Consider the following 20,852-nt stretch of genomic DNA (forward strand, 5'->3'; position numbering starts at 1 on the left):
ACCTTCACGCGCTTGCCCTCGCCAACGGTGCGACGGCTCCCGGCGTCATCAGGCGCTTGCCTGCATCGCCACCGAGCGGCGGATACCCGACAAGCTCGCGAGCCTCGTCCACGGTGAGCAGCGTCTGTTCGGAAAGCTTCTTGAGGCGATCCATGCGCACGTCGGACAGCGTGGGAATCCTGTCGTAGTCGAACATGATCCGCGCGCCATATGGGCAGATGCCCGCTGTGAGGCCTGACGCTAGGGGTTCGGCATACCCCGGGATGATCGTTTCTTCCCAAAACGCGCGACGGGAATCAGCGTAGTTCGATGCGAACTTTGCGCCGTCAGCAGCACCTAGGCCGAGCAGCGCAATCGGGATGCCGAACGCGCCCGCGATCTGCCGCGCCATGTCATCGAGTGGCATCTTCGAATGCAGGTCGGACAGGTCACGCTTGAATTCCTGCACGTCAAGCTTGGTGCGCGTCAACAGCGCGCCGCCTGCATTCTCGCCGCCGACGCCGAAGACGTTTGCCATGTCCGAAACTAGCTTGTCGAACTGCGGGTCCGTGGTCGTTTCGGGTGCGGTGATGATGCGCGAAATGACTTCTTCGCCAGACGCTATATCAAGGGCGCGCTGCATAAGGATACTCGTAAGCTGGAGCGGCTCGGCCAGCGCGTTCAACGCGGTCAGATTGCCTTGCGATACGCAAGTGCCGTCGAGGTTCGGACGTGTGATCTCGTATGCCCATGCCTGTCCGGGACGCGCCTTTGCCTTTGTCGGGATCGCCGGCTGGTCGGAATAGCCGTATTCGACGGGTCTTCCCCTGTCATCGACCTTTAGTTGCACGTGACGCGTGGTCAGCGGGTAGATGGCATTCGGGATATTCTCGATGCCGACACCGACCTTGAATGGGACGCGACCGTACACAGTGAAGTTGAGCGCGAGCCACTGGCGAAGCACGTACGCCGATTGCCCATCATTCGGTGACTGCAAGACCGAGTTGATCTTTGCGATGACCGCGGCGCTCGCAACGTCGCCTTTGGCATCCGGATCTGCTTCGCAATACCACGGGATCGATGCAACGGATTCGATGATCTTGCCGATGCAGCGGAAAGTGATCGGATGTTTGAGCGCGGCGTCAGCCGTCACAACCTCGCTAAATGTCACCGCCGACCGTTTTGATCCGGCAATGTAGGAGTATGGCGACTTCGGTGTGTCAGCTGCCGAACGAACCGGTGCGGCCTTGGTGAATAGATTTGAGATAAAACTCATTGGGGCGTGTCCTTGTTGACTACTCGATGGTGAAAGTTGCGCCCTGTAAGTTTAAGTTCAACGGCTTTCCGGCATTCATCGGTTTCAGTAACAGGAATTCCAAGATTTGCCATCGCCTCTTCGACGGTTAATCCCATCTCAACCCAAGTTGCTACCTGTGAATACTTGTCGTTGTTAGTCATTTGTTCACCTTATCATGAAATGTTCATCAAATCAACGAAGTATACATGCGCGGCGCGCACTATCATCGCGGTTTGATCTTGGTAGCATTGAACGTTGCCCCTGTACGTGCTTGCCAGACACCGTCGATGCAGACGGCATCGACACGCGCCCGGTCGTTGGTGTCGCGGGCTTTCGCAAGCATAGAGCCGATAAGCAGGTCGATCTTTTCGCGCCGATCCTGACCGCGACCATCCTTGCCGGGATTCTTGAGCCGGGGCGATGTCATGATGATGCGCCGAATCTGCTCGGGATCACCTGTGATGCGGTCTAGGTCGAGAACCACGCGATTGGTCGCGACCGACCAGCGAACACCCGGTATGGTATCGCCATTCAGCACGCCTCGCATCTTGGCGTTGAGCCGCTCAATGCATTGCTCGTCGGTGAGGTCGAGACTGCGCCCGCGTTCGTTTGTGCTAAGCGGCATGTCGGTGCTCGTCGCCGGGATCACGGGTCGAGCGAGGTCCTTCGCCAACAGAAACGAGACCAACTCGTTGAGCGCGCTTTGGGCTTGGGGGATCGTCCTCGCCGATTGCGAATGAAGGTCGCCGGTCATGTGGATATTGCCTGCGCTGTACATGTGACCGAACGGGCCGAGCGCATATTTCGACGCAACAGTGCCGAAGACGAAAATGTGAATGCCCTTGCCAGATGACGAGCGCTCGATCCACGCACCCGCGTCAACAGCCCATTGCAGGATGCGCTTGATCCATTCAGTCGCCGCATCGATCATGAATGCGCGCCGCTCGTCGGTCAGGCCTGAGAATTCGGCACGACCGTAAACCTTGGCGGGATTGTCGAGATCGATCACCGTCAAATTCGTACGGGGGGCGAGAACGAATGTCGGACCAATCGCGCCGTCAGGAATCAGTGCGGCCTGAAGCTGTTCGAAGGTGGCCCAGGTCGCTGGATTGACGTTGGAGAACGGGCGAATGGCCGTCGCTGACAAGGGCACCTTTGCCGCACCGTAAAACCCCCAGTGCGCGAACGTACGAAGCTGGTGGGGCATGCTGTCGATGCGCGCGCGCACAATGTCATCGGCGCGCCGTTGCGCGGCCACAGCGTCGAGCGCGAGGCGGTAAGGATCGTCGGTCATGCCAAGGCCCATGATAATGCGACAAGCGCCCAAATCAGCAGGAGGAGATTCAGGTCGATCATACCGGGCTCATGCTCGCATCGAAGGGAATGCCTATCAACTGCCACGGGTTCGTTGCGCCGCGCAGGCCGACCATTTCCTCGATCTCGTGCAGGCGGCGCGAAGCAATTATGTTTGAAGGGCAGCCGTCAACGCAGTGGCGCGTCACTTCTTCAACCCATGTTTTGCCGCCGATGCATGAGGGACCGAGTGCCTCAAAGACGAAGCGCCAGCCTTCCTGCCAGCCACCCCACTCATCGCGCGGCGCAACGGGGATAACCTCGACAATCCTAGCGCGGAAATTGATCACTGAGTCTACATAAGGGAACTCGGCGAGGTCGGCGCAAACGATGCGCTCGGCTTCGTGCCCGAAGGCCCAAGGGGAGTTAGGGTTGCCACGTCGCAAGGATATGTCGTCGTCCCAAAACAGGCCGATGTCAGCCCAGCGGCTGAGGTTTGGAGGTGAGGTATCAAGCATCATGCATATCCTTTCAACTATACAGCAACGGCGCGACAAATAACGCGGTTCTACTGAACAATTTAACAATAATTATTTGACAGATGTCAATAGGGCACCGTATGATCGCGTAAATAAATCGTCGGCAACGTAAAGGACATGCTAATGCTGCCATGTATAGATGAAACCCACAAGCAACGTATTGCTCGGGCGCGTGACTATGAGGTCGTAGAATTCATTCGGGATGCTGTCACCGATGTTGATGGCGACTGTTTCAAAGACCTAGCAAAGGAACTTGGGTTGTCATACGGCACCTTGTATGCGTTCAAATCTGGACGCACTGCTGCCCCAGCTTATGCAACGCTTCAAAAGCTGCTTTCGTATTTCGCGCCGGGTTACGAGATTGCCATAGCACCCATCGAGCAGGTGCCAGTCGTATGCGCGATCAGGCGGCCGCCCGCAAGCGCATGGGAATTGATGCCGGATCACCCCGGGTTCGAATGGGAGAAGCTCAACGGGAAGCCTACAGGGCAGGTTCGCCCAGTTGCCCTCGCGACAGCAGCCGAGTAGAGTGCGGCCCGTACCAGCGCCATCAGCGCGCCCGGTGAGTCGTCACCGAAAACATCCCGACAGCCCAAGCATAAAAAGAATGACCCCGCGCCGAGTTGCATTCGGTCACGGGGTCGGGGTCAGGATGTCATTACGAGGGACGATCATGTACATATATAATAAATGCGGCGCCGTCAAGGTGGCGTCATGACTAATGATGAAGCATTAGTCGCTGCACAACTTGCGGCAGGGCAACCTAATACATCAGATATACCGCCACCGCCCCCAATTGTCGGCGGGGATCATCTTGCTGAGGTCATCGAGCACCTACATTGTGGTGTTCCATTTACACCGCCGGACGGCATGCTTGAGTACCTTATCGATCTCAACACGCGAGGCATGAAGACCCCGTTTCGTAAGTTCGCCGAAATCTCGACACTCACAACCTTCGGCGGCCTGCTAGGGCGCAAGTACAAGACGGCGGACGGACTGTCATCGGCGCTCATGTCACTGCTCGCAGCCCCCACTTCATCCGGCAAAGGTGAGGCCTTTCGATTCTGGCCAAAGCAATTCGCACGCCTTACAACGAAAACCGATAGGCCGCCCAATTTCTACACCGGCACCGCCGCATCAGCGCAGGGCCTTCACGGCAAAATACAAGAGACCGGAACCACGGTTTGGGTGCGTGAAGATGCAAGCGGCGACATCGCTAATCTCGCATCACCATTCGGTCAGACACAAATCGAACTTCGGGACTACATATATGAGCTCTTTGACGCGAGCACATACGGTGCGTCGCCAATGATGCCGGTCGCGTCAGTCGAAAGTAAAAGGCGGGGCGACACACCTATTCACAACGCGACCGTCGCCCCGCTTTGGTCTATGACGCCAGAGGCGTTTAGTGGCGTGTATAACCACGAGGTCCTTGCCACAGGGTTGGGTTCGCGCATGCTCGTTACGGTGCACGATGCGCCAGCCGGCGATGCCGTACCGGACGACAAAGTGCTGCACGACCTGCACGGGGCGACTTACGAGATGATGTCGAGCATGATTAGTGAGGTTGCCGAAATAGATGCTGGGTATGAGCCGAAATCAGCGCCTCGCGCAGCCGAAATGCTTCAGCGCCTCGTGCGCGTGCCGTATCACCCCGACGCTGCTGCCCTTCTGTGGTGTATCGAGCAGGCCGTTAACAACATACGGCGCGGCGTGAACAACAAGAAATTGCCGCCCCATTATGCGGTTTTTGGGCGAACGGCGATGCAGACGAAAAAGATAGCTCTTGTAAGCGCCCTTGTTCGCAACCGGTTTAAATGCCGCATCGAGCGCCATGACGTCGCCTATGCGCTTCGATACGCGGTTAACGCGCTCGGGTCGCTGGCTGCAATGTTCGATAACGGCCAGGTCGGCGCCGCAGATGATCGTGCGAGACAGGCGGCCATCGTTGAATGGTTTCGGAACAACCTCGGCGAAAGCAATCACCCGAGAATTACGCCTGAAATGAAGACGACAATGACCGCCCCGCTTTGGTGGTTAACTTCGCGGGCGCAACGGAACAACGCATTTAAGCAACATCGGAACGGTGCGAATGCCGCACTTATTGCAACACTTGATATGATGATCAATTCAGGCGCATTAGAGCGTCAAGACAAAGGGTTTAGAGTCGTCGATTTAGGAATATTGAATTAATCGGCGGGCGAGTTGTTACACATGTTACACACGTTATCATACCCTATACATTCCCCCCTTAAGATAATGTGGATCCCCCCTGTATAATTGTGTAACATGACAGGTAACCCCCTAAAAACTAACGAGAAAATCGTTACACATCGCAGTGTGCAATTCTTGTGTAATGTGTAACAATTCGACGCCTAAATTAGCGGCGTCAAATGCGCCTCGAATAAGCAACTGCGCCAATGAACTTGTGCAGTACACGCATGGCCTGATGAATACGTACAGGGCGAATGTGCTCATGGCTGGCCGACTTCGAACGCCAGTGGCGAGACGGTTTCACGTCAAGGATCGGCTGTGTATAAGATTAGGGGGTTGTGAGGGTTGTTTGTCGACGTATTTTTGTTTTGTGAGTAGATTAAGGGTTGTCTATTGTGTCCTATGAGTGTTGGACAGGGTAAAATGAGGGGTCATGAGGGTTAGGGGTTATCCCCCACTTCATACACGAACATGATTTTCGACAAAGTCGCGTATTATAAAAAAAACAACCCTCACAACCCTCATATTTGACCGCAACGTCATACGTGCCAACGTTTCGCCGCATGAGGGTTAGTGAAAAATAACCCCCAACAACCCCCAACAACCCTCATTCGGCGCAAACGGGCGGTGCGGTGCTTCCATCACACTCGCATTCGACGCCCGCCCGTACGTATTCGATCCCTGTCAGCAACTATTTACGGGGCAATCTGGTCGCGCCCCTCAAACCGTCGACCGCGAACCCAGCCTAATCCGGGGATACAATCATTTCGACGTGAATTGATGCTCCCAATTGCAGGGCCCGACAGCGTGCCCGATTGGTACCTCGACCCCGAGTATCATCCTGATTTCCCGGGCAACCCTTATCATTGGCCAGACCCCGACGAAATTTGACCCCTCGCATTCGCGTTAGACGCACCCCCTGCTCGACGTACTGACCCCGTGGGCGCGTTCGGGCAGGGTCACTGCGTCATTGTGAAGGGTTGCCCGTCGTCGCGTTTGCTGACCCCGTCAAATGGTCCGCCCAGTCCTGCATCACCTTGCGCCGAAGCTCCAGAGCCGTCGTCCGTCGGTAGGCCTTGGCAACGTCGTCGCGCATGGCATGTGCCAAAGCATGCTCGGCTAGCGTGTGGTCGACACCATGATCCTCACACCAGCCCCGGAAAGTCGCCCTCATGCCATGCGGCGTCGCGCCCGATGAAGGTCCCATGAGCGGCACGAAGGCCGTCGAGGCGATGGACTGACCCTTGATGCGCGGCGATGGGAAGACGAAGCTGTCGGGCCGCCTATTGCTCTGGATCGCCTTCAACAGTTCGACGGCTTGCGTTGACAGCGGAACGACATGCTCCCGAGCTGCCTTCATTCGTACGGCTTCAACCGTGATCGTGGCGGCGTCAAGATCGACTTCACGCCAGCGCAGGCCGGTGACCTCGTTGCGCCTCAGCGCAGTCAGCATCAATAGTCGCAGCGCGATCTCCGGCTGACTGTGGCCTAACACCTGATAGAACGTCGGTGCGGCTTGCCAGCCGAGCGCCGCGAAGTGTTTCGTCTTGTGGCGAACGACTAGGATCTTCGACAGCACGTCCTCAGATGCTGGGTTGACACCAAGGGGACGCAGTTCGAGCGCGAATGCCGTATCGAGTACGCGACGAATGACCGAGGCAACGGATGCAACCATGGTCGGCCGTTTGATCACCCAAGGTTCGAGGACGCGCTTAACGTCAGAAACTCCAACGTCCGCCACGGGCATCGAACATAACGCCTTGCAGTAGGTGGCCAAGATTCGCCGGAAAGCCTTTTCCTGCCTATCGGCTTTCCATGTCCGAAGGCCAACGTCCTTAATGTAGGTCTCGGCTACGTCGGAGAACGTGGTTGCGACCGCAGCCTGCACCTTGGCCTGTTGACGCTTAACGGCAATGACGTCCCTGCCTTCTTTGCGGAGCTTGTCGATGCCAACAGACGCCCAGCGAGCTTCGCGCAATCGCATTTCAGCGACGCCTGGCACTCCTTGCGGGACATAGGCCCCAAGACCGTGCTCGCGACGCCGGCCATCCTTCATCCAAATTGCGGCCCAACTGAAGCCTCTAGCGTTGCGGCACAGGTACAACCCGTACTCGCAATGCAACCTGCGCCCCTTGCCCGATGCCATCCACTTCTCAACTTCAGCTTGTGTCATATGCATTCGCTCCTATCACTAGGCGCAACGCATATCATGCTCGACTCCGCCCCTCAAGACGCGTCCCCGCAATCGTCCCTCAATACCCCCGTCCCTATCCAAAGGCGTGTCAACAGCAAATAAACGAACAAAATCAACCACATGCGCAAGCAACAAAAGGCGCCACCAATGCGACGCCTACTGCAATTTCATTTCTCGTGGAAGTGATTGTAGACCAGTTTGGCAACCTGTTCGGAAATGCCGTCAACTTTCCTCAGATCCTCGATGGCGGCACGGCTGACCGCTTTGGCGGTGCCGAAATGCAAAAGCAGGGCGCGCTTGCGGCCGGGGCCGATGCCGCTGATCTCGTCGAGCGGGCTTTTGACCATTTCTTTCTTTCGGCGGGCCCGGTGCGAACCGATGGCGAAGCGGTGGACTTCGTCGCGCAGGCGCTGGACGAAATACAGCACCGGATCGCGAACCGGCAGTGAAAACGAGTCCCTGCCCCTGACGAAGAAGCGCTCGCGGCCAGCATCGCGGTCCTGGCCCTTGGCGATCCCGATCGCCACGACACGGTCCTCGATGCCGAGATCCGAGAGGATCTTGCGCACCGCCGTCATCTGGCCCTGGCCGCCGTCGATCAGGATGACATCGGGCCAGGCCGGGAAGCTGCCGGAGATGTCCTCCTCGATATCATCGGTTGCACCGGCTGCCCCCGCATCGTCGGGCGCGACATCGCCATGTTCCTTGAGCAGTCGCGAAAAACGCCGCTCCATCACCTCGCGCATCATGCCGAAATCGTCACCCGGCGTGATCTCGGTCGAGCGAATGTTGAACTTGCGGTACTGGTTCTTGACGAAGCCTTCGGGCCCGGCGACGACCATGGCGCCGACGGCGTTGGTGCCCATGATGTGCGAGTTGTCATAGACCTCGATGCGCACCGGCGGCTTGGGCAGGCCGAAGGTCTCGGCGAAGCCGGCAAGCAGCCGCCCTTGCGTGGAGGTTTCGGCCAGCCGGCGGCCGAGCGCCTCGCGTGCATTCTGCAAGGCGTTGTCGGTCAAATCCTTCTTCTCGCCGCGCTGCGGCACCAGGATCGCGACCTTGCGGCCGGCCCGGGTCGACAGCGCCTCGGCCAGCAATTCCTGGTCCTCGACGCCATGCGACAGGAGGATCGCCCGTGGCGTCGGCTTGTCGTCATAGAACTGCGCCAGGAACGAGCCCAGCACCTCGGCCGCTTCCAGCGCCGGATCGGCCTTGGGGAAATAGGCACGGTTGCCCCAGTTCTGGCCGGTGCGGAAGAAAAACACCTGGATACAGACCTGGCCGCCTTCCTGATGGATGGCGAAAACATCGGCCTCGTCGACGGTCGCCGGATTGATGCCCTGATGGCTCTGCACATGCGACAGGGCCGCGAGCCGGTCGCGATAGATGGCGGCGCGCTCGAAATCGAGGTCCTCGGAGGCCTGCTGCATGGCGGCGGAAATTTCCGTCTTCACCTTCTGGCTGCGGCCGGAGAGGAAATCCTTCGCCTCAGCGACCAGCTCGGCATAGTCCCCATGCGAGATCTCGCCGGTGCAGGGGCCAGCGCAGCGCTTGATCTGGTAGAGCAAACACGGCCGCGTGCGGTTCTCGTAGAACGAGTTGGTGCAACTCCTGAGCAGAAAGGCGCGCTGCAACGAATTGATGGTGCGGCCGACGGCGCCGGCCGAAGCGAAGGGGCCGAAATAATCGCCTTTGCGCGACCGCGCGCCGCGATGCTTGTAGATGCCCGGCGAGACATGATCGCCGGTCAGAAGGATATAGGGAAACGACTTGTCGTCGCGCATCAGAACATTGAATCGCGGCCGCAAGCGCTTGATAAGATTGGCTTCGAGCAGCAGCGCTTCGATCTCGGTGCGGGTGACGACGAACTCCATCGTCGACGTCTCGCGCACCATGCGGCCGATGCGATTGGTGTGGAATCGACCTTGCGCATAGTTGGTCACGCGCTTCTTCAGGCTGCGCGCCTTGCCGACATAGAGCACGTCACCAGCGGCGTTCATCATGCGGTAGACACCGGGCGCGTTGGGCAGCCGCTTGACCAGCGTCTGGATCACCTCGGCACCGACCATGCCTTCGGCGTCGCCGGCATGCGGCGTCCAGTCGATCGCCGTGAACGCTACGTCCGGACCTGCGGGTTCGACGATCTCCTCCACCGCCTCGTCCTCCAGATCGATATCGGGGGGCAGATCGTCGGCGCCGCCGCGCGGCTTGTTCTTGTGGTCTACAGGACTCATTCCACCATGCCTGTCACATCGGGCGTCCGCCATGCAAGGTGTTGACCGCCATCGAGCGCGATCATCTGGCCGGTGACGGAGCGGGCTTCCCAGAGATAGCGGATGGTGGCACCGAATTCCGACAATTGCGGGCCGCGCTTGAGGATCAAACCCTCGACCTGCGCGTCGAAATCGCTGTCGTCCTGGCGAGCGTTCTTCAGGGTCGGCCCGGGACCGATGCCGTTGACGCGGATGCGCGGACCGAGCGCCTGCGCCATCATCTGCGTGGCCATCCACAGCGTCGACTTCGACAGCGCATAGGAGAAATAGCGTGGCGTCGGGCGCCAGACCCGCTGGTCGATGATGTTGACGATCAACCCCTCCTGTCCCTCCGGCAACGCCCGTGCGAAGTTTTGCGCCAGCAGCGCCGGCGCCTTCACATGCACGGCAAAATGCCGGTCCCAGGCCCGCCAGTCGAAATCCAGAACCGAATCGTCCTCGAACAGCGACGCATTGTTGACCAGCAGCGAGATCGGTCCGAGCGCGGCTTCCGCCTGGCCGACGAGACCGCCGACGGCGTCCATATCGGTCAGATCGGCGCCGACAACCGCAGCACGACCGCCGGCCTGGTTGATCTGGGCGGCCAATGCATCTCCCTCGGCGCGCGAGCGATTGCAGTGGATGGCGACGGCAAAACCGTGAGCGGCGAGATCCTCGACGAGCGCCCTGCCGATCCGTTTTGCCCCGCCCGTCACAAGCGCCGTGGCAGTGGCTTTACTCATATGCTGTCAATCCTCAATTTGGGCCGGAAAAACAGCGCCGGCGAAATATGGCCCGGCATGCGTTAAATGGCGTTCGCACCTTGGGCAGCATTGTGGCGAAACCGCCGGTTCGGCGTCCCGACTCGTCTTGGACTCGGAGCCGCCGACCGCAATATAGGACGCTGGACTCCTTGCACCAAGCGGTGTGCAGCGCAGCATGAAGTGGCTCCTGCCATTTCGCTGTTGCGAAGATGCAACGTCACGGTTCCGCCTCATTCGCGCCGGGGAATGACCCAAGTTCAGGTTCGCTTCAGCCGCATTTTGACACGACATTTGGAACCGACGAACGCCAGATCCGTTTCACCCCCCGGACGGGTCGATGGCGATCGTGAGAAACAAGCCTGTGTCCTGTGGCTTAAGGAGTAAAGAACAATGCAAGCCAATCTTAAATTCGCACGGCCGTTGGCCGTAGCGCTGGGCCTCTTCGCCCTCAGTGGAACCGCTTACGCCGCGGACGTCGTTTCCGAAGAGCCGCCGGCACCCGCGCCGGTTGCCGAACTCCCTGTGGCGTCCTGGGCTGGTCCCTATGCCGGTCTGAATGTTGGCTACGGCTTCAGCGGCCGTACCAAGGAAAAGGACTTCGACGTTCAAACCGATACCAAGGGTTTCGTCGGCAGTGTCTTCGGCGGTTATCAGTGGCAGCAGGAGAACTTCGTCTACGGCGGTGAAGTCGAACTCGGCTACAACGGCGTCAAGGGTGACGATAATGGCATCCACTCCAAAGGCGGCTTCGAAGGCTCGCTGCGTGCCCGTCTTGGCTACGCCGTGACCCCGGAAATCCTGCTCTACGGCACCGGCGGTCTCGCCGGCAGAAGCCTGAAGGTGGAGGACTCCGTCATTCCCGCCAGCGACACCGCTACGATGCTCGGCTGGACCGCCGGCGTTGGCACCGACATCAAGCTGACCGACAATGTCTTCGGCCGGGTCGAGTATCGCTACACCGACTTCGGCAGCAAGAGCTTCGACGGTATCGGCAAGGTCAAGGCCACCGACAACCGCGTCACCTTCGGCGTCGGTATGAAGTTTTAAGTCGTTCAAGCCACGACACGAAAAAGCCGGGCCTCGCGCCCGGCTTTTTTTATGCCCGACCACTCACGCGGGCGATCGGTCACCCGGGAATGCAGGGCTTAAGCTCGGGGAACTTCTCGTCGAAGCGCGCTGCCCACCGCGTCAGTCGGGCGCGACCCTTTTCCCATTTCCCGGCGAAGCGCAATGAGAGATAGCCAAGGCAGGCGCGCAACGCCATCTGGCCGACGGTGATCTTCTTCGGCAGCTTCGGCGGGTTGGCGTTGACCAGGTCGAGTGCCTGCGTGATCTTCGCCCATTGGCGGTCGAGCCATGGCTGATAGACCATCTCCTCAGGCCGCGTCCGCCGTTCATAGACCATCGACAGCGCACAGTCACAGATGCCGTCGGCCAGTGCCTCCAGCACTTCCGCCTCTAGCCGCTTGTCGGGGTTGCGCGGAAACAGCGCGTTCTTCGACAAACGGTTGAGATGCTGGGTAATGGCACGGCTGTCATGGATCGAACGGCCGTCGTCCAGCACCAGCACCGGGATCTTGCCGAGCGGGTTGGCCTCGATAAGCACCGCCGGTTTGTCGTCGGTCTTGACCGGCACCGCCTCGATTGCAATGCCCGCATAGACCGCGGCCATGCGTACCTTGGAGCTGTAGGGTGAGGAAGAGGCGTAGAGAAGTCTGGGCATGATTGGATTCCTGTTTGCCGACCGGCACTGTCAACCGGGAACGGTTGCCCCGGCAATGGCCAGGCGACAGAAAACCAGCTGCCAGAAAACCGGTGGCGGTTACCTGCCATGACCATTGCGACCTGGCTAGAGACGGATGCGCGATCCACGTGGAGCGAGAAGAACCGGAGCAGAGCGGAGCATCCGACCTGCTTCTCAATCTCTCGCAGCCCCGGCCTCGCAACGGGGCATTCGTTTCACGACCAGGCGCAAAGAAACCCAAGCCGTGCGAGCAAGCGAGGCGACCTGTCCGGCGCCTCGCTTTGCTGCCCTGACTCCCTTCCCCCACGTCCCGCGCATGGCTCGAAAACCGGTCCCGGTTTCCGGAATGATCATGCGCCGCTCGCAAGTGCCGGAGCGTTCTCCGCGCGTCCAGCAGGACACGCACCGCTCCAACAAGGCCTGGTCTACTTTTTGGCCGGCGCCTTCGCCTTTGCCGGTGCTGCCTTGGCCTTGGGTGCCGCGGCTTTCTTCACGGCGGGCTTGGTTGCCGCCGCTGCCGCCTTCTTGGCCGGCGCTGCCTTGGCCGCAGGCTTTGCCGCCGCCTTCGCGGGCGCTGCCTTCTTGGCCGCGGGCTTCGCCGCTGCCTTGGCCGCAGGCTTCTTGGCCGGTGCTGCCTTGGCCGCCGGCTTCGCCGCTGCCTTCGCGGGTGCCGCCTTCTTCACCGCCGGTTTTGCCGCGGCCTTGGCTGCAGGCTTCTTAGCCGGTGCGGCCTTCGCCGCCGGCTTCGCCGCAGCCTTCGCAGGCGCTGCTTTCTTCACTGCTACGGCGACCTTCGCCGTCGCTGCTTTCACGGGTGCTTTCTTTGCCGGTGTCTTGGATGCCGGCGCCTTAGACGACTGCTTCGCCATATCATGCCCCTTGCGTTACGCCGACGGCCGTGAATGACCTCGGCGGGGAATGCATATCTGACTCGCGGCTCTCTAGCCAGCGAAGCAATACACTGATTTTTGCAGATTAAGTTTTGGTTACGAAGGGCGCACGATCATGCTGACCGTCGCAAAGATGCGTTGCTGATCTTTGATTATTGCGGGCAGTCCGTCACCGACATTCTGCGCGCCCTGTCAGACCGATCTCTCCGCGAAGCTCCGAAGATCAGCGAGCGGTCTTGCGTCTTGATCTTCGATGGTGAGGATCATGACCTGCTGTTTATCGCCATGATCGTCTTGTGCAAGCGGACGATTTACACAGATCACGAGAGCAATGCGATGGCCGATCGCGCCACCACCTTGTCAAGCGCGATCCCATCATCCGCTCGCGTGCGGATTGACAGAATACTCTACATTGCAGAGTATTCTGCACAAAATACAGGAGTGCTTCGATGTCGATCGCGCAAAAGCAAGCGCTGTCGCTGCCCGAGATCGCCGAGGCGGGGCCCCATGGATGCGGCCGCATCGGCGACGATCTCCGGCCCCGCCGCGCCGGAGCCAAATGATGGGCGCCGACGAAATCATCCACCAGAGCACGCGACTCAGGATCATGGCCGCCCTGAACACACTGGAAAGACGCGAGGCGCTGGAGTTCACCCGGCTGAAGGCTATGGTGAACGTCACCGACGGCAATCTCGGCGCACATATCGATACGCTCGCAAGGGTTGGCTATGTCGACGTCGAAAAGCTGTTCGTCGGGCGCCGGCCGCAGACGCGCGTCAAGGCGACGACGGCTGGACGGCGCGCGTTCCGCGGTCACGTTGCCTTTCTGCGCAAGCTTCTCGATCAGGCCGAGACCGCGCCGCGCGGAAAATAGAGCGGCGACCAGCGATACCTCTCAGCGCGTGACGACCACGGCAACGCCGGCGCCGATCATCACACCGCCCGCCGCACGGTTGACCCGGCGCACAATCCTGGGCGTCCGGAGTAGACTGCGGGCGCGACCGGCGAGGATGACATGGCCACCGATTACCACGACCTCGACGGCCAGGATCACCATCGTCAATACGCCAAGATGATCAACGTCAAGCGACCCACCGACCACGTTCGGCAGCAGCGCCACATAGAACAGCGGCATTTTCGGATTGCCGAGATTGAGGGCTATGCCGGTGGCGAAGATCGTCAACAAGCCGCGCCGGTCGGAGATGGGCTGCAGGTCCGGCACGACGGGTACGGCCGTCCACAGCCTGATGCCCATCCAGATCAGGTAGGCCGCTCCACCATAGCGCAGTGCTGTCATGACGATCGCCATCTTGGCGGCGATGATCGACAGGCCGAAGGCGGCGAGAATGAGAAAGACGAGGATGCCAACCACGGTGCCCGCGCCATAGGCGACGCCGGACGCAGCGCCGCCGGAGATCGTGCGAGCGACGATCGTCATGTTGTCCGGACCCGGGCTGGCGGCGAACACGAAGAAGGCGGCCGCGAAGGCAAGGATGGTTGCAAGGTCCATGAAGACTCCCGAAAGTGATGTGTTGCTCTCGGGTGTTCAGATTAGCCGGTTTGGCTGCCGGCGATAGCCGGAAAGATCATCGTTTTCGCGACAGCACTAGCGTGATCGCGGCGGATGCCGCGCCGAACACGCAGGTTGGCGACGGTCAGGCCCGCGGCGAGCGCGAGTATCGCAAGCAGGCCATTGTCGATCCTGGCGGAGCTGCTGCCCGTACCGACGGGCGCGTGCATTTTTGTCACGGCTGATAGCCGAGACAGATAGCGCCGAGCGCGACGATGGCGCAGGCGCCGACCCGCCGGGGCGTCAGCATCTCGCCGAGAAACAGGCGCCCGATGAAGGCAGCGAACACGACACTGGTCTCGCGGATCGCGGTGATGGGGCCGGCTGGCCCCAGAGCGAAGGCGGCGACCACGACACCATAGGCCAGAAGCGCGAACAGGCCGCCACCCAGCGCCTTCCAGGTTTCCGGCGCCCGCAAGTCAACAGTGAGCCTGCCACGACAGGCAACGAAGGTCGCCGGCAGCAAGGCGCCGTAGATCAGCAGGACCCAGGAGGTATAGGCCCCGGCATTGCCCGCCGCGCGAACGCCGATCGCATCGACCGTGGCATAGGCGGCGATGATCGCTCCCGTTGCCAGTGCATAGAGTATTGATGTGGTAGCGGCTCTGCCTCTTCCGAGCGAAAGACCCATGATGCCGCCGGCGACCAGAGCGACACCGACGGTCTGCGGCACGGTGAGCTGCTGGTTGGCCAGGAAAAAACCGCCGAGTGTTACAAGCAGCGGCACGCTGCCGCGAACTATCGGGTAGACCTGCCCCAGCTCGCCATATCTGTAGGCGGCCACCAGAAACACGCTGTAGCCGACCTGGAGGCAGGCCGAGAGCACGACATAGGGCCAGGCCGGCGCAGCCGGAAGGGCATGAAAGATGGCGAAGGGAATGGCGAGCGCCGTGCTGGAAAAGCTCATGACGGTGACGGTCCACAACCTGTCGGCCCCCGTTCGCAGGAAGGCGTTCCAGCTTGCGTGCAAGATTGCGGCGAAGAGCGCCAACCCGATGACCAGCGGGCTCATTGCGGCCTGCGCGAGGCGGCGATGATGCCCAGGGCGGCCTTGCGGGCGTCGCGAATGGCAGTGTCCGCCTGCCCCATCTGCGCCATCAGGGTCGCCCCTTCGATGAGCATCAACAGTGCCGCCGCCGCGCTCTCCGCCCGTCCGCGCGGCATCACATCCGCAAGGATCGACTGCATGCGTCGTCTGAGGCCGTCCTTCTGTCTGGCGGCTGCCTTGAACACCGGATGCTGGGGATCGCCGAACTCGGCCAGCGCATGCGCAAACAGGCAGCCGTGGAAATCCGGGCCGCGGAACCAGCGCTCGTGCCAGTCGAGGATTTTTGCGATCTTCTGCTCTGGTGTGGTGCCCTCCTCAGCAAGCCGGTCGAGCTGGCGATCAAAACGCCTGGCGCGATAATCGAGCACCTCGACGATCAATTCGTCCTTGCTGGGGAAGTGGCGATACATCGTCATCTTGGCCACATCGGCCTCGGCAATGATCCGGTCGATGCCTGTGGCATGGAAGCCGGCGCGCTTGAACAGCGCGTAGGCTGTTTCGACGACGTGCTGGCGTTTGCCGGAAGCATGCGACGATGTCATGGCGCTCACTGGTGATGAGACAGGTCTGTCTCATCACCATGCGACAGATCGCGTCCTCTGTCAACACGGCACAAAAAGCGCCTGCGGCCTATCGGGCCACGGGCGCGCTACAAGGGATCGGGAAGGGAAAACGCGCTCAGCGCAGGACGCGGCAGCGCCCGTTGTAGACCATCCAGCGGTCGAAGCCCGAGACGCAGAATTCGACATTGTCGCCGATCGAGGCAAAGCCCTGCCCTTCCTCGATCAGGTACCAGATGGCGCGGTCGCGGCCGTCGGAGAGGCTGACGGTGGCGCCGCAATAGCGGCGGCCGATCGGCCAGGTCTCATTGGCCGGCAGATAGCGGTGTTGATGGATGCGGTGAAAATCGGTGATCTGCACGTCAGGCAGATGCGGCACGTGATGCACCTGGTAAGAGAAGCGGCTGGTGATCTTGTTGAGCACCCAGTTCTGACCGCAGATGCCGCCATCGTCCTCGGAATAGACGGCAAGGTCGGCCGCCTGCACGGACTGGGTGACGCCGAGAGGCGCGGCAAGCGGGGTGCAGAGCGAAATCAGGGCAGCAAGGGCGGATTTGGCGAAGCGAGTCATGGCAGCCTCTCAAGGTCGGTTGCGCGCACTGTGCGGATTCGCTTGGCGGCGGTCAAGCGGTTGCATCGACGATGGTTTCCCAGCCGGAAACGGCTTTTGGCCAAGCCGGGCTTGCGTGGAACCGAAAGGGCTCCCGCACGTTGTTGGCTGGACCCACGAGAGCGCAAGCCCTGGGCCGTAAAAAAGCCCGCCTTCCCGCCCCCTCCGGAACGCGGGCTTTTTCGCGTCCGCCGGCGTTTCATTGCCTCGCATGGCCGCCGCGACCCTACTCGCCGGCCAGCCAGTCGAGAGACCAATGCGCCGGCTTTTCCACGACAAGCAATTTGTGCAGCGCCGGCAGCACAGTTCGCAGCTCGCCTTCCAGCGTGAATGGCGGGTTGACCACCACCATGCCGCTGCCGTCGAGGCTTGGTTCGGTCGAAGACGGCCTGATCTCGAATTCTATGTCGAGCAGCTTGGGGATGCCCGACTGCTTCAGCGCCTTTCTGAAGGCGATGATCGCCCGGCGGTCCTTGATCGGATACCACAGCGCATACATGCCGCCGGGCCACCGCTTGTGCGCCCTTTCGAGCCCATCGACGAGACGGTCGAATTCGCCCGCTTCCTCGAAGGGCGGATCGATCAGCACCAGGCCGCGCTTTTCCTTCGGCGGCAGATGCGCCCCGAGCGCCAGCCAGCCGTCGAGTTCCATCACCCTCGTCTGGAAATCGCCGCCGAATTCCGTCCTCAGCCTCGCGGCATCCTTGGGATGCAGCTCGATCGCCGACAGCCGGTCCTGCTTGCGCATGAGATGCCGCGCGATCAACGGCGAGCCCGGATATCTCTTCACCCCGCCATCAGGGTTGAGCGACCGAACTGCCTCGATATATGGCGCGAGCAGCGCCGCCGCCGCCGCGTCGAACGAAGCATCGATCAGCCGGCCGATGCCGCCTCGCCACTCTCCGGTCTTCTGCGCTTCGACCGACGACAGATCGTAGCGGCCGATGCCGGCATGGGTGTCGATGACGCGAAATGCCTTGTCCTTCTGCTTCAGATATTCCAGCAACCGCGTCAGCACGACATGCTTGACGACATCAGCAAAATTTCCGGCGTGGTAGGCGTGGCGATAATTCAAGCGGAACCCCTGCCCCAGCGTGGCGGTGGCGGCTGCGAGTTCGGATTTTCCGGCCGGCCGCCGCGGCCACCAAAGCGCATGGCCAGCACCAGCCCAATCAGACCGACGGCCATCAGCGAAAAGCCGACCGGCCGCGCGCGGCCGTCGATCTCGCCGACACCGGAGCGCAGGATGAGGTCGACCGCCCGCATCGGGATGTCCTCGGCGTCGCCTGGGCCGACGGTGAAAGTGTAGGGGCCGGGACTGACGGCCGGTATCAGGCCGGCCTCATCGCGAAAAATCTTGTCGGGCAGCTGCGGGCTGGCCTGGCGCGGATTGTCGGAGTGGTTGAACTGCAGCGTCGAGGCGAGCACCGTTCGGCCATTGGTGGCGGCGGTCAGCGTCAGCACCGTGCGCTGCTGCGAAACGATACGCTCGGCCCTGGCGGTCAGGTCGACCAGCACCCGCACCGGCGCGTCGCGGCCAGACAGCGGCACCGTCAGCGGCTTGAACCGACCTTGCTCGTAGACCCGCCATGTGCCGATCTCATGACCGGAGAAATTGGTCATCGCCCAGGGATAGATGACACCGATGCCAGTGCCGGCGAGCAGGATCAGGACAAACAGAAAGCGCATTCAGAACGTCACCTTGTAATCGCACCTTGCCGGACAACCAGCTTGTATTGGTCCGTTGCGCAGTTCCATTTCGTCCAGCAACGCGCCGATTCCATCTTGTCCAGCAGTATGTCGAGACCGCCCGAATGTCTTGTCGAATCCCGTGACGTCAAGAAGTGCCGCTGCCTACGCCTTGCGCTCCCAGCGGCGATCAGGCGTCTGCTGCCAGTAAGTCACCGCGTGGCCGGCGTCCTTCATCGTCTTCCAGTGTCCACGGGCCGCCTCGACCTGGGCGGCGTCGTGGCCGTCGAACAGGAACACGGCGCGCTCATAGCCGCCAAGCTCGGGCGGCATGGCGCCGTCGACAAGGAACCTTATCTTTGCTTCGTTCGGGTTGCCGTCGCCGGTGGTCAACAGGATCGGCTGTTCGCCGGGATAAGCCTCTCGATCGGTCGCGTGGGCGAGGAACGAGTCGTCACGAAAGGTCCACAGATGCTGGTCGAGCGCGTCGCGGCGCTCTTCCGTGCCGGTCTGCACCACGACACGCCAACCACGGTCGATGCTGCGCTCGAGCAGACCGGGCAGCGCATCTTCCAGTGTTGATTCGGTCAGATGGTAGAAGAGGACGTCGGCCATCGCTTCAGTCTATACCGGTTGACCCCGCTCACTGTTCATAATTGTCACGCACCAGCCGGTCGAGCAGCCTGACGCCGAAACCCGAACCCCAGGACTGGTTGATCTCGTTCGACGGCGACCCCATCGCCGTGCCGGCAATGTCGAGATGCGCCCATGGCGTATCCTTGACGAAGCGCTGCAGGAATTGCGCCGCGATGATGGCCCCGCCATAGCGACCGCCAATGTTCTTCATGTCGGCGTTCTTGGAATCGATCAGCTTGTCGTATTCGGTGCCGAGCGGCATGCGCCACAACCGCTCCTGCGTTGCCTGCCCGGCCGCCGTCAGCTTTTCCGCCAGATCGTCATTGTTGGAAAACAGGCCGGCATAGTGCTGGCCTAGCGCCACCATGATGGCGCCGGTCAACGTCGCCAGGTTGACCATGAATTTAGGCTGGAAACGGTCGTTGCAGTACCACAGCGCATCGGCCAGAACCAGGCGGCCTTCCGCGTCGGTGTTGAGCACCTCGATGGTCTGGCCCGACATCGACGTGACGATATCGCCGGGGCGCTGGGCATGGCCGTCGACCGCGTTTTCGACCAGGCCGATGATACCGACGACATTGGCTTTCGCCTTGCGAGCAGCCAACGCGTGCATCAGGCCGGTGACGGCTGCCGCGCCGCCCATGTCGCCCTTCATGTCTTCCATGCCCGAGGCCGGCTTCATCGAATTGCCGCCGGTGTCGAATGTGACGCCCTTGCCAATGAACGCGACCGGGCTGTCCTTAGGTTTGCCGCCATTCCACTGCATGATCGCCATGCGGGCGCCGCGCGGCGAGCCTTGCGCGACGCCAAGCAGCGAGCCCATGCCGAGCTTCTTCATCTCCTTCTCGGCGAGGATTTCGACCTTGACGCCGAGCGCCTCGAGTTCCTTGGCGCGGGCGGCGAACTCAACAGGCCCCAGCACGTTTGCCGGTTCGTTGACGAGGTCGCGCGCCAGAAGCACGCCGTCGATCACGGCCTCCGCATCGGTGAAGGCCTTTTTCGCAGCGGTCGGATCGGCGGTTTGGATGGTTATCTTGACCGGCTTCTTCGGCTCCGCCTTGCCGTCGTCCTTGTCCTTCCTGGTCTTGTACTTGTCGAAGGCATAGCTGCGCAGAAGAATGCCGGCGGCAAGGCTTGCCGCGTCCTTGCCGCTCGGCGAGGCGCCAACCAGATCGAGCACCACGGCCACATCGGTCGACTTGCGCAGCGATGCGGCGATGGTGCCGCCGAGCTTCAGCCAGGCATAGTCGTCGAGCCCCGACACCTTGCCGGCGCCGATGGCGACAAGCCTGTCGAGCGAGGTTGCTTCGGGTGCCAGCACTTCCACGACGCCGGCGAACTTGCCCGTGAACTCCGCCACCGGAAAGGCCCGCTCCAGCGTCCTGCCGGGATCGCAAGCCTTGGCGGCGTCGCTCAGGCCGCCCTCATCCGCCGACAGCACGAAGACGCTGCCCTTCCTGGGTGCGGAAAATCTGGCGAAGGCGATCGTCGGTCTTTGATTCATCATGTCCTGCTTTCGGGGAATGCGTAGCTTGCCGGGAAGGCTTGGCTCGAGGGGAAGCGGTGTGAAGCG

At 61.1% G+C, this 20,852-nt stretch carries 22 protein-coding genes; 4 read left to right on the top strand and 18 right to left on the bottom strand.

All coding sequences use genetic code 11. From position 1 onward, the window contains the following. Positions 1 to 4 precede the first annotated feature (4 nt). From AC56QP_RS05190 to AC56QP_RS05205, 4 genes are all read right to left on the bottom strand, one after another. The gene (locus AC56QP_RS05190; RefSeq protein ID WP_489860651.1) at positions 5 to 1,255 is read right to left on the bottom strand and encodes a phage portal protein; all 1,251 of its coding nucleotides are present in this window, start codon (positions 1,253 to 1,255) and stop codon (positions 5 to 7) included. Continuing rightward, positions 1,252 to 1,437, bottom strand: coding sequence for a hypothetical protein (locus AC56QP_RS05195; protein WP_489860650.1), 186 nt, complete (start codon positions 1,435 to 1,437; stop codon positions 1,252 to 1,254). The genes AC56QP_RS05190 and AC56QP_RS05195 overlap by 4 nt, the downstream gene beginning before the upstream one ends. A 62-nt stretch (positions 1,438 to 1,499) precedes the next feature. Next, positions 1,500 to 2,570: a hypothetical protein gene (locus AC56QP_RS05200; protein ID WP_489860649.1), complete on the bottom strand. Its 1,071-nt coding sequence runs from the start codon at positions 2,568 to 2,570 to the stop codon at positions 1,500 to 1,502. 58 nt (positions 2,571 to 2,628) lie between these two features. Continuing rightward, entirely contained in the window at positions 2,629 to 3,090 is a 462-nt protein-coding gene (locus tag AC56QP_RS05205) for a hypothetical protein (protein WP_489860648.1), read from the bottom strand. A 135-nt stretch (positions 3,091 to 3,225) separates the two neighbouring features. On the opposite strand from AC56QP_RS05205, the gene AC56QP_RS05210 reads away from it, so the two are divergent. Together AC56QP_RS05210 and AC56QP_RS05215 are read left to right on the top strand one after the other, a co-directional pair. Continuing rightward, positions 3,226 to 3,636 carry a helix-turn-helix domain-containing protein gene (locus AC56QP_RS05210; protein ID WP_489860647.1) on the top strand — a complete coding sequence of 137 codons (411 nt, stop codon included), beginning with the start codon at positions 3,226 to 3,228 and terminating at the stop codon, positions 3,634 to 3,636. A gap of 186 nt (positions 3,637 to 3,822) precedes the next feature. Continuing rightward, positions 3,823 to 5,301 (top strand): hypothetical protein, encoded by a 1,479-nt coding sequence (locus AC56QP_RS05215; RefSeq protein WP_489860646.1) that lies wholly within the window; start codon positions 3,823 to 3,825, stop codon positions 5,299 to 5,301. Positions 5,302 to 6,289: 988 nt separating this feature from the next. Here the strand turns inward: AC56QP_RS05215 and AC56QP_RS05220 are convergent. The 3 genes from AC56QP_RS05220 to AC56QP_RS05230 all read right to left on the bottom strand — a co-directional run bounded on the left by AC56QP_RS05220 (position 6,290) and on the right by AC56QP_RS05230 (position 10,511). After that, complete coding sequence (locus AC56QP_RS05220; RefSeq protein WP_489860645.1) at positions 6,290 to 7,495, bottom strand: tyrosine-type recombinase/integrase; 1,206 nt, start codon at positions 7,493 to 7,495, stop codon at positions 6,290 to 6,292. 188 nt (positions 7,496 to 7,683) lie between these two features. Next, a complete protein-coding gene (gene uvrC, locus AC56QP_RS05225; protein ID WP_489860644.1) occupies positions 7,684 to 9,750 on the bottom strand; it encodes an excinuclease ABC subunit UvrC in 2,067 nt (688 codons plus the stop codon). Further along, complete coding sequence (locus AC56QP_RS05230; RefSeq protein WP_489860643.1) at positions 9,747 to 10,511, bottom strand: SDR family oxidoreductase; 765 nt, start codon at positions 10,509 to 10,511, stop codon at positions 9,747 to 9,749. The genes uvrC and AC56QP_RS05230 overlap by 4 nt, the downstream gene beginning before the upstream one ends. A 411-nt stretch (positions 10,512 to 10,922) precedes the next feature. Here AC56QP_RS05230 and AC56QP_RS05235 point away from each other — a divergent pair, with 411 nt between their 5' ends. Continuing rightward, on the top strand, positions 10,923 to 11,579 hold the full coding sequence (locus AC56QP_RS05235) for an outer membrane protein (protein WP_489860642.1): 657 nt from the start codon (positions 10,923 to 10,925) through the stop codon (positions 11,577 to 11,579). A 79-nt stretch (positions 11,580 to 11,658) separates the two neighbouring features. Here the strand turns inward: AC56QP_RS05235 and AC56QP_RS05240 are convergent, their stop codons facing one another. Both AC56QP_RS05240 and AC56QP_RS05245 read right to left on the bottom strand, forming a co-directional pair. After that, complete coding sequence (locus tag AC56QP_RS05240; protein WP_489860641.1) at positions 11,659 to 12,255, bottom strand: glutathione S-transferase family protein; 597 nt, start codon at positions 12,253 to 12,255, stop codon at positions 11,659 to 11,661. 446 nt (positions 12,256 to 12,701) lie between these two features. Then, entirely contained in the window at positions 12,702 to 13,088 is a 387-nt protein-coding gene (locus tag AC56QP_RS05245) for a hypothetical protein (RefSeq protein ID WP_256749660.1), read from the bottom strand. 640 nt (positions 13,089 to 13,728) lie between these two features. On the opposite strand from AC56QP_RS05245, the gene AC56QP_RS05250 reads away from it, so the two are divergent. After that, entirely contained in the window at positions 13,729 to 14,040 is a 312-nt protein-coding gene (locus AC56QP_RS05250; RefSeq protein ID WP_489860640.1) for a transcriptional regulator, read from the top strand. Positions 14,041 to 14,061: 21 nt separating this feature from the next. On the opposite strand, the gene AC56QP_RS05255 is transcribed toward AC56QP_RS05250, so the two are convergent. The 9 genes from AC56QP_RS05255 to AC56QP_RS05295 form a co-directional block, all read right to left on the bottom strand. Then, positions 14,062 to 14,676, bottom strand: a complete 615-nt coding sequence (locus AC56QP_RS05255; RefSeq protein WP_489860639.1) for a LysE family translocator — start codon at positions 14,674 to 14,676, stop codon at positions 14,062 to 14,064. Between the two features lie 41 nt (positions 14,677 to 14,717). After that, complete coding sequence (locus AC56QP_RS05260) at positions 14,718 to 14,906, bottom strand: hypothetical protein (RefSeq protein ID WP_489860638.1); 189 nt, start codon at positions 14,904 to 14,906, stop codon at positions 14,718 to 14,720. A 5-nt stretch (positions 14,907 to 14,911) separates the two neighbouring features. Further along, positions 14,912 to 15,748: an EamA family transporter gene (locus AC56QP_RS05265; protein ID WP_489860637.1), complete on the bottom strand. Its 837-nt coding sequence runs from the start codon at positions 15,746 to 15,748 to the stop codon at positions 14,912 to 14,914. After that, positions 15,745 to 16,326 (bottom strand): TetR/AcrR family transcriptional regulator, encoded by a 582-nt coding sequence (locus AC56QP_RS05270; protein ID WP_489860636.1) that lies wholly within the window; start codon positions 16,324 to 16,326, stop codon positions 15,745 to 15,747. The genes AC56QP_RS05265 and AC56QP_RS05270 overlap by 4 nt, the downstream gene beginning before the upstream one ends. 136 nt (positions 16,327 to 16,462) lie before the next feature. Further along, on the bottom strand, positions 16,463 to 16,915 hold the full coding sequence (locus AC56QP_RS05275; RefSeq protein ID WP_489860635.1) for a hypothetical protein: 453 nt from the start codon (positions 16,913 to 16,915) through the stop codon (positions 16,463 to 16,465). Positions 16,916 to 17,180: 265 nt separating this feature from the next. After that, positions 17,181 to 18,029 carry a 23S rRNA (adenine(2030)-N(6))-methyltransferase RlmJ gene (locus AC56QP_RS05280; protein ID WP_489860634.1) on the bottom strand — a complete coding sequence of 283 codons (849 nt, stop codon included), beginning with the start codon at positions 18,027 to 18,029 and terminating at the stop codon, positions 17,181 to 17,183. Next, positions 18,026 to 18,643, bottom strand: a complete 618-nt coding sequence (locus AC56QP_RS05285) for a hypothetical protein (RefSeq protein ID WP_489860633.1) — start codon at positions 18,641 to 18,643, stop codon at positions 18,026 to 18,028. Before AC56QP_RS05285 ends, AC56QP_RS05280 begins: the two co-directional genes overlap by 4 nt. A gap of 165 nt (positions 18,644 to 18,808) precedes the next feature. Continuing rightward, positions 18,809 to 19,258: a DNA polymerase III subunit chi gene (locus AC56QP_RS05290; protein WP_256749652.1), complete on the bottom strand. Its 450-nt coding sequence runs from the start codon at positions 19,256 to 19,258 to the stop codon at positions 18,809 to 18,811. Positions 19,259 to 19,286: 28 nt separating this feature from the next. Next, complete coding sequence (locus AC56QP_RS05295; RefSeq protein WP_489863678.1) at positions 19,287 to 20,783, bottom strand: leucyl aminopeptidase; 1,497 nt, start codon at positions 20,781 to 20,783, stop codon at positions 19,287 to 19,289. Positions 20,784 to 20,852 lie beyond the last annotated feature (69 nt).

It is taken from the genome of Mesorhizobium sp. RCAM 05104 (assembly GCF_059683645.1).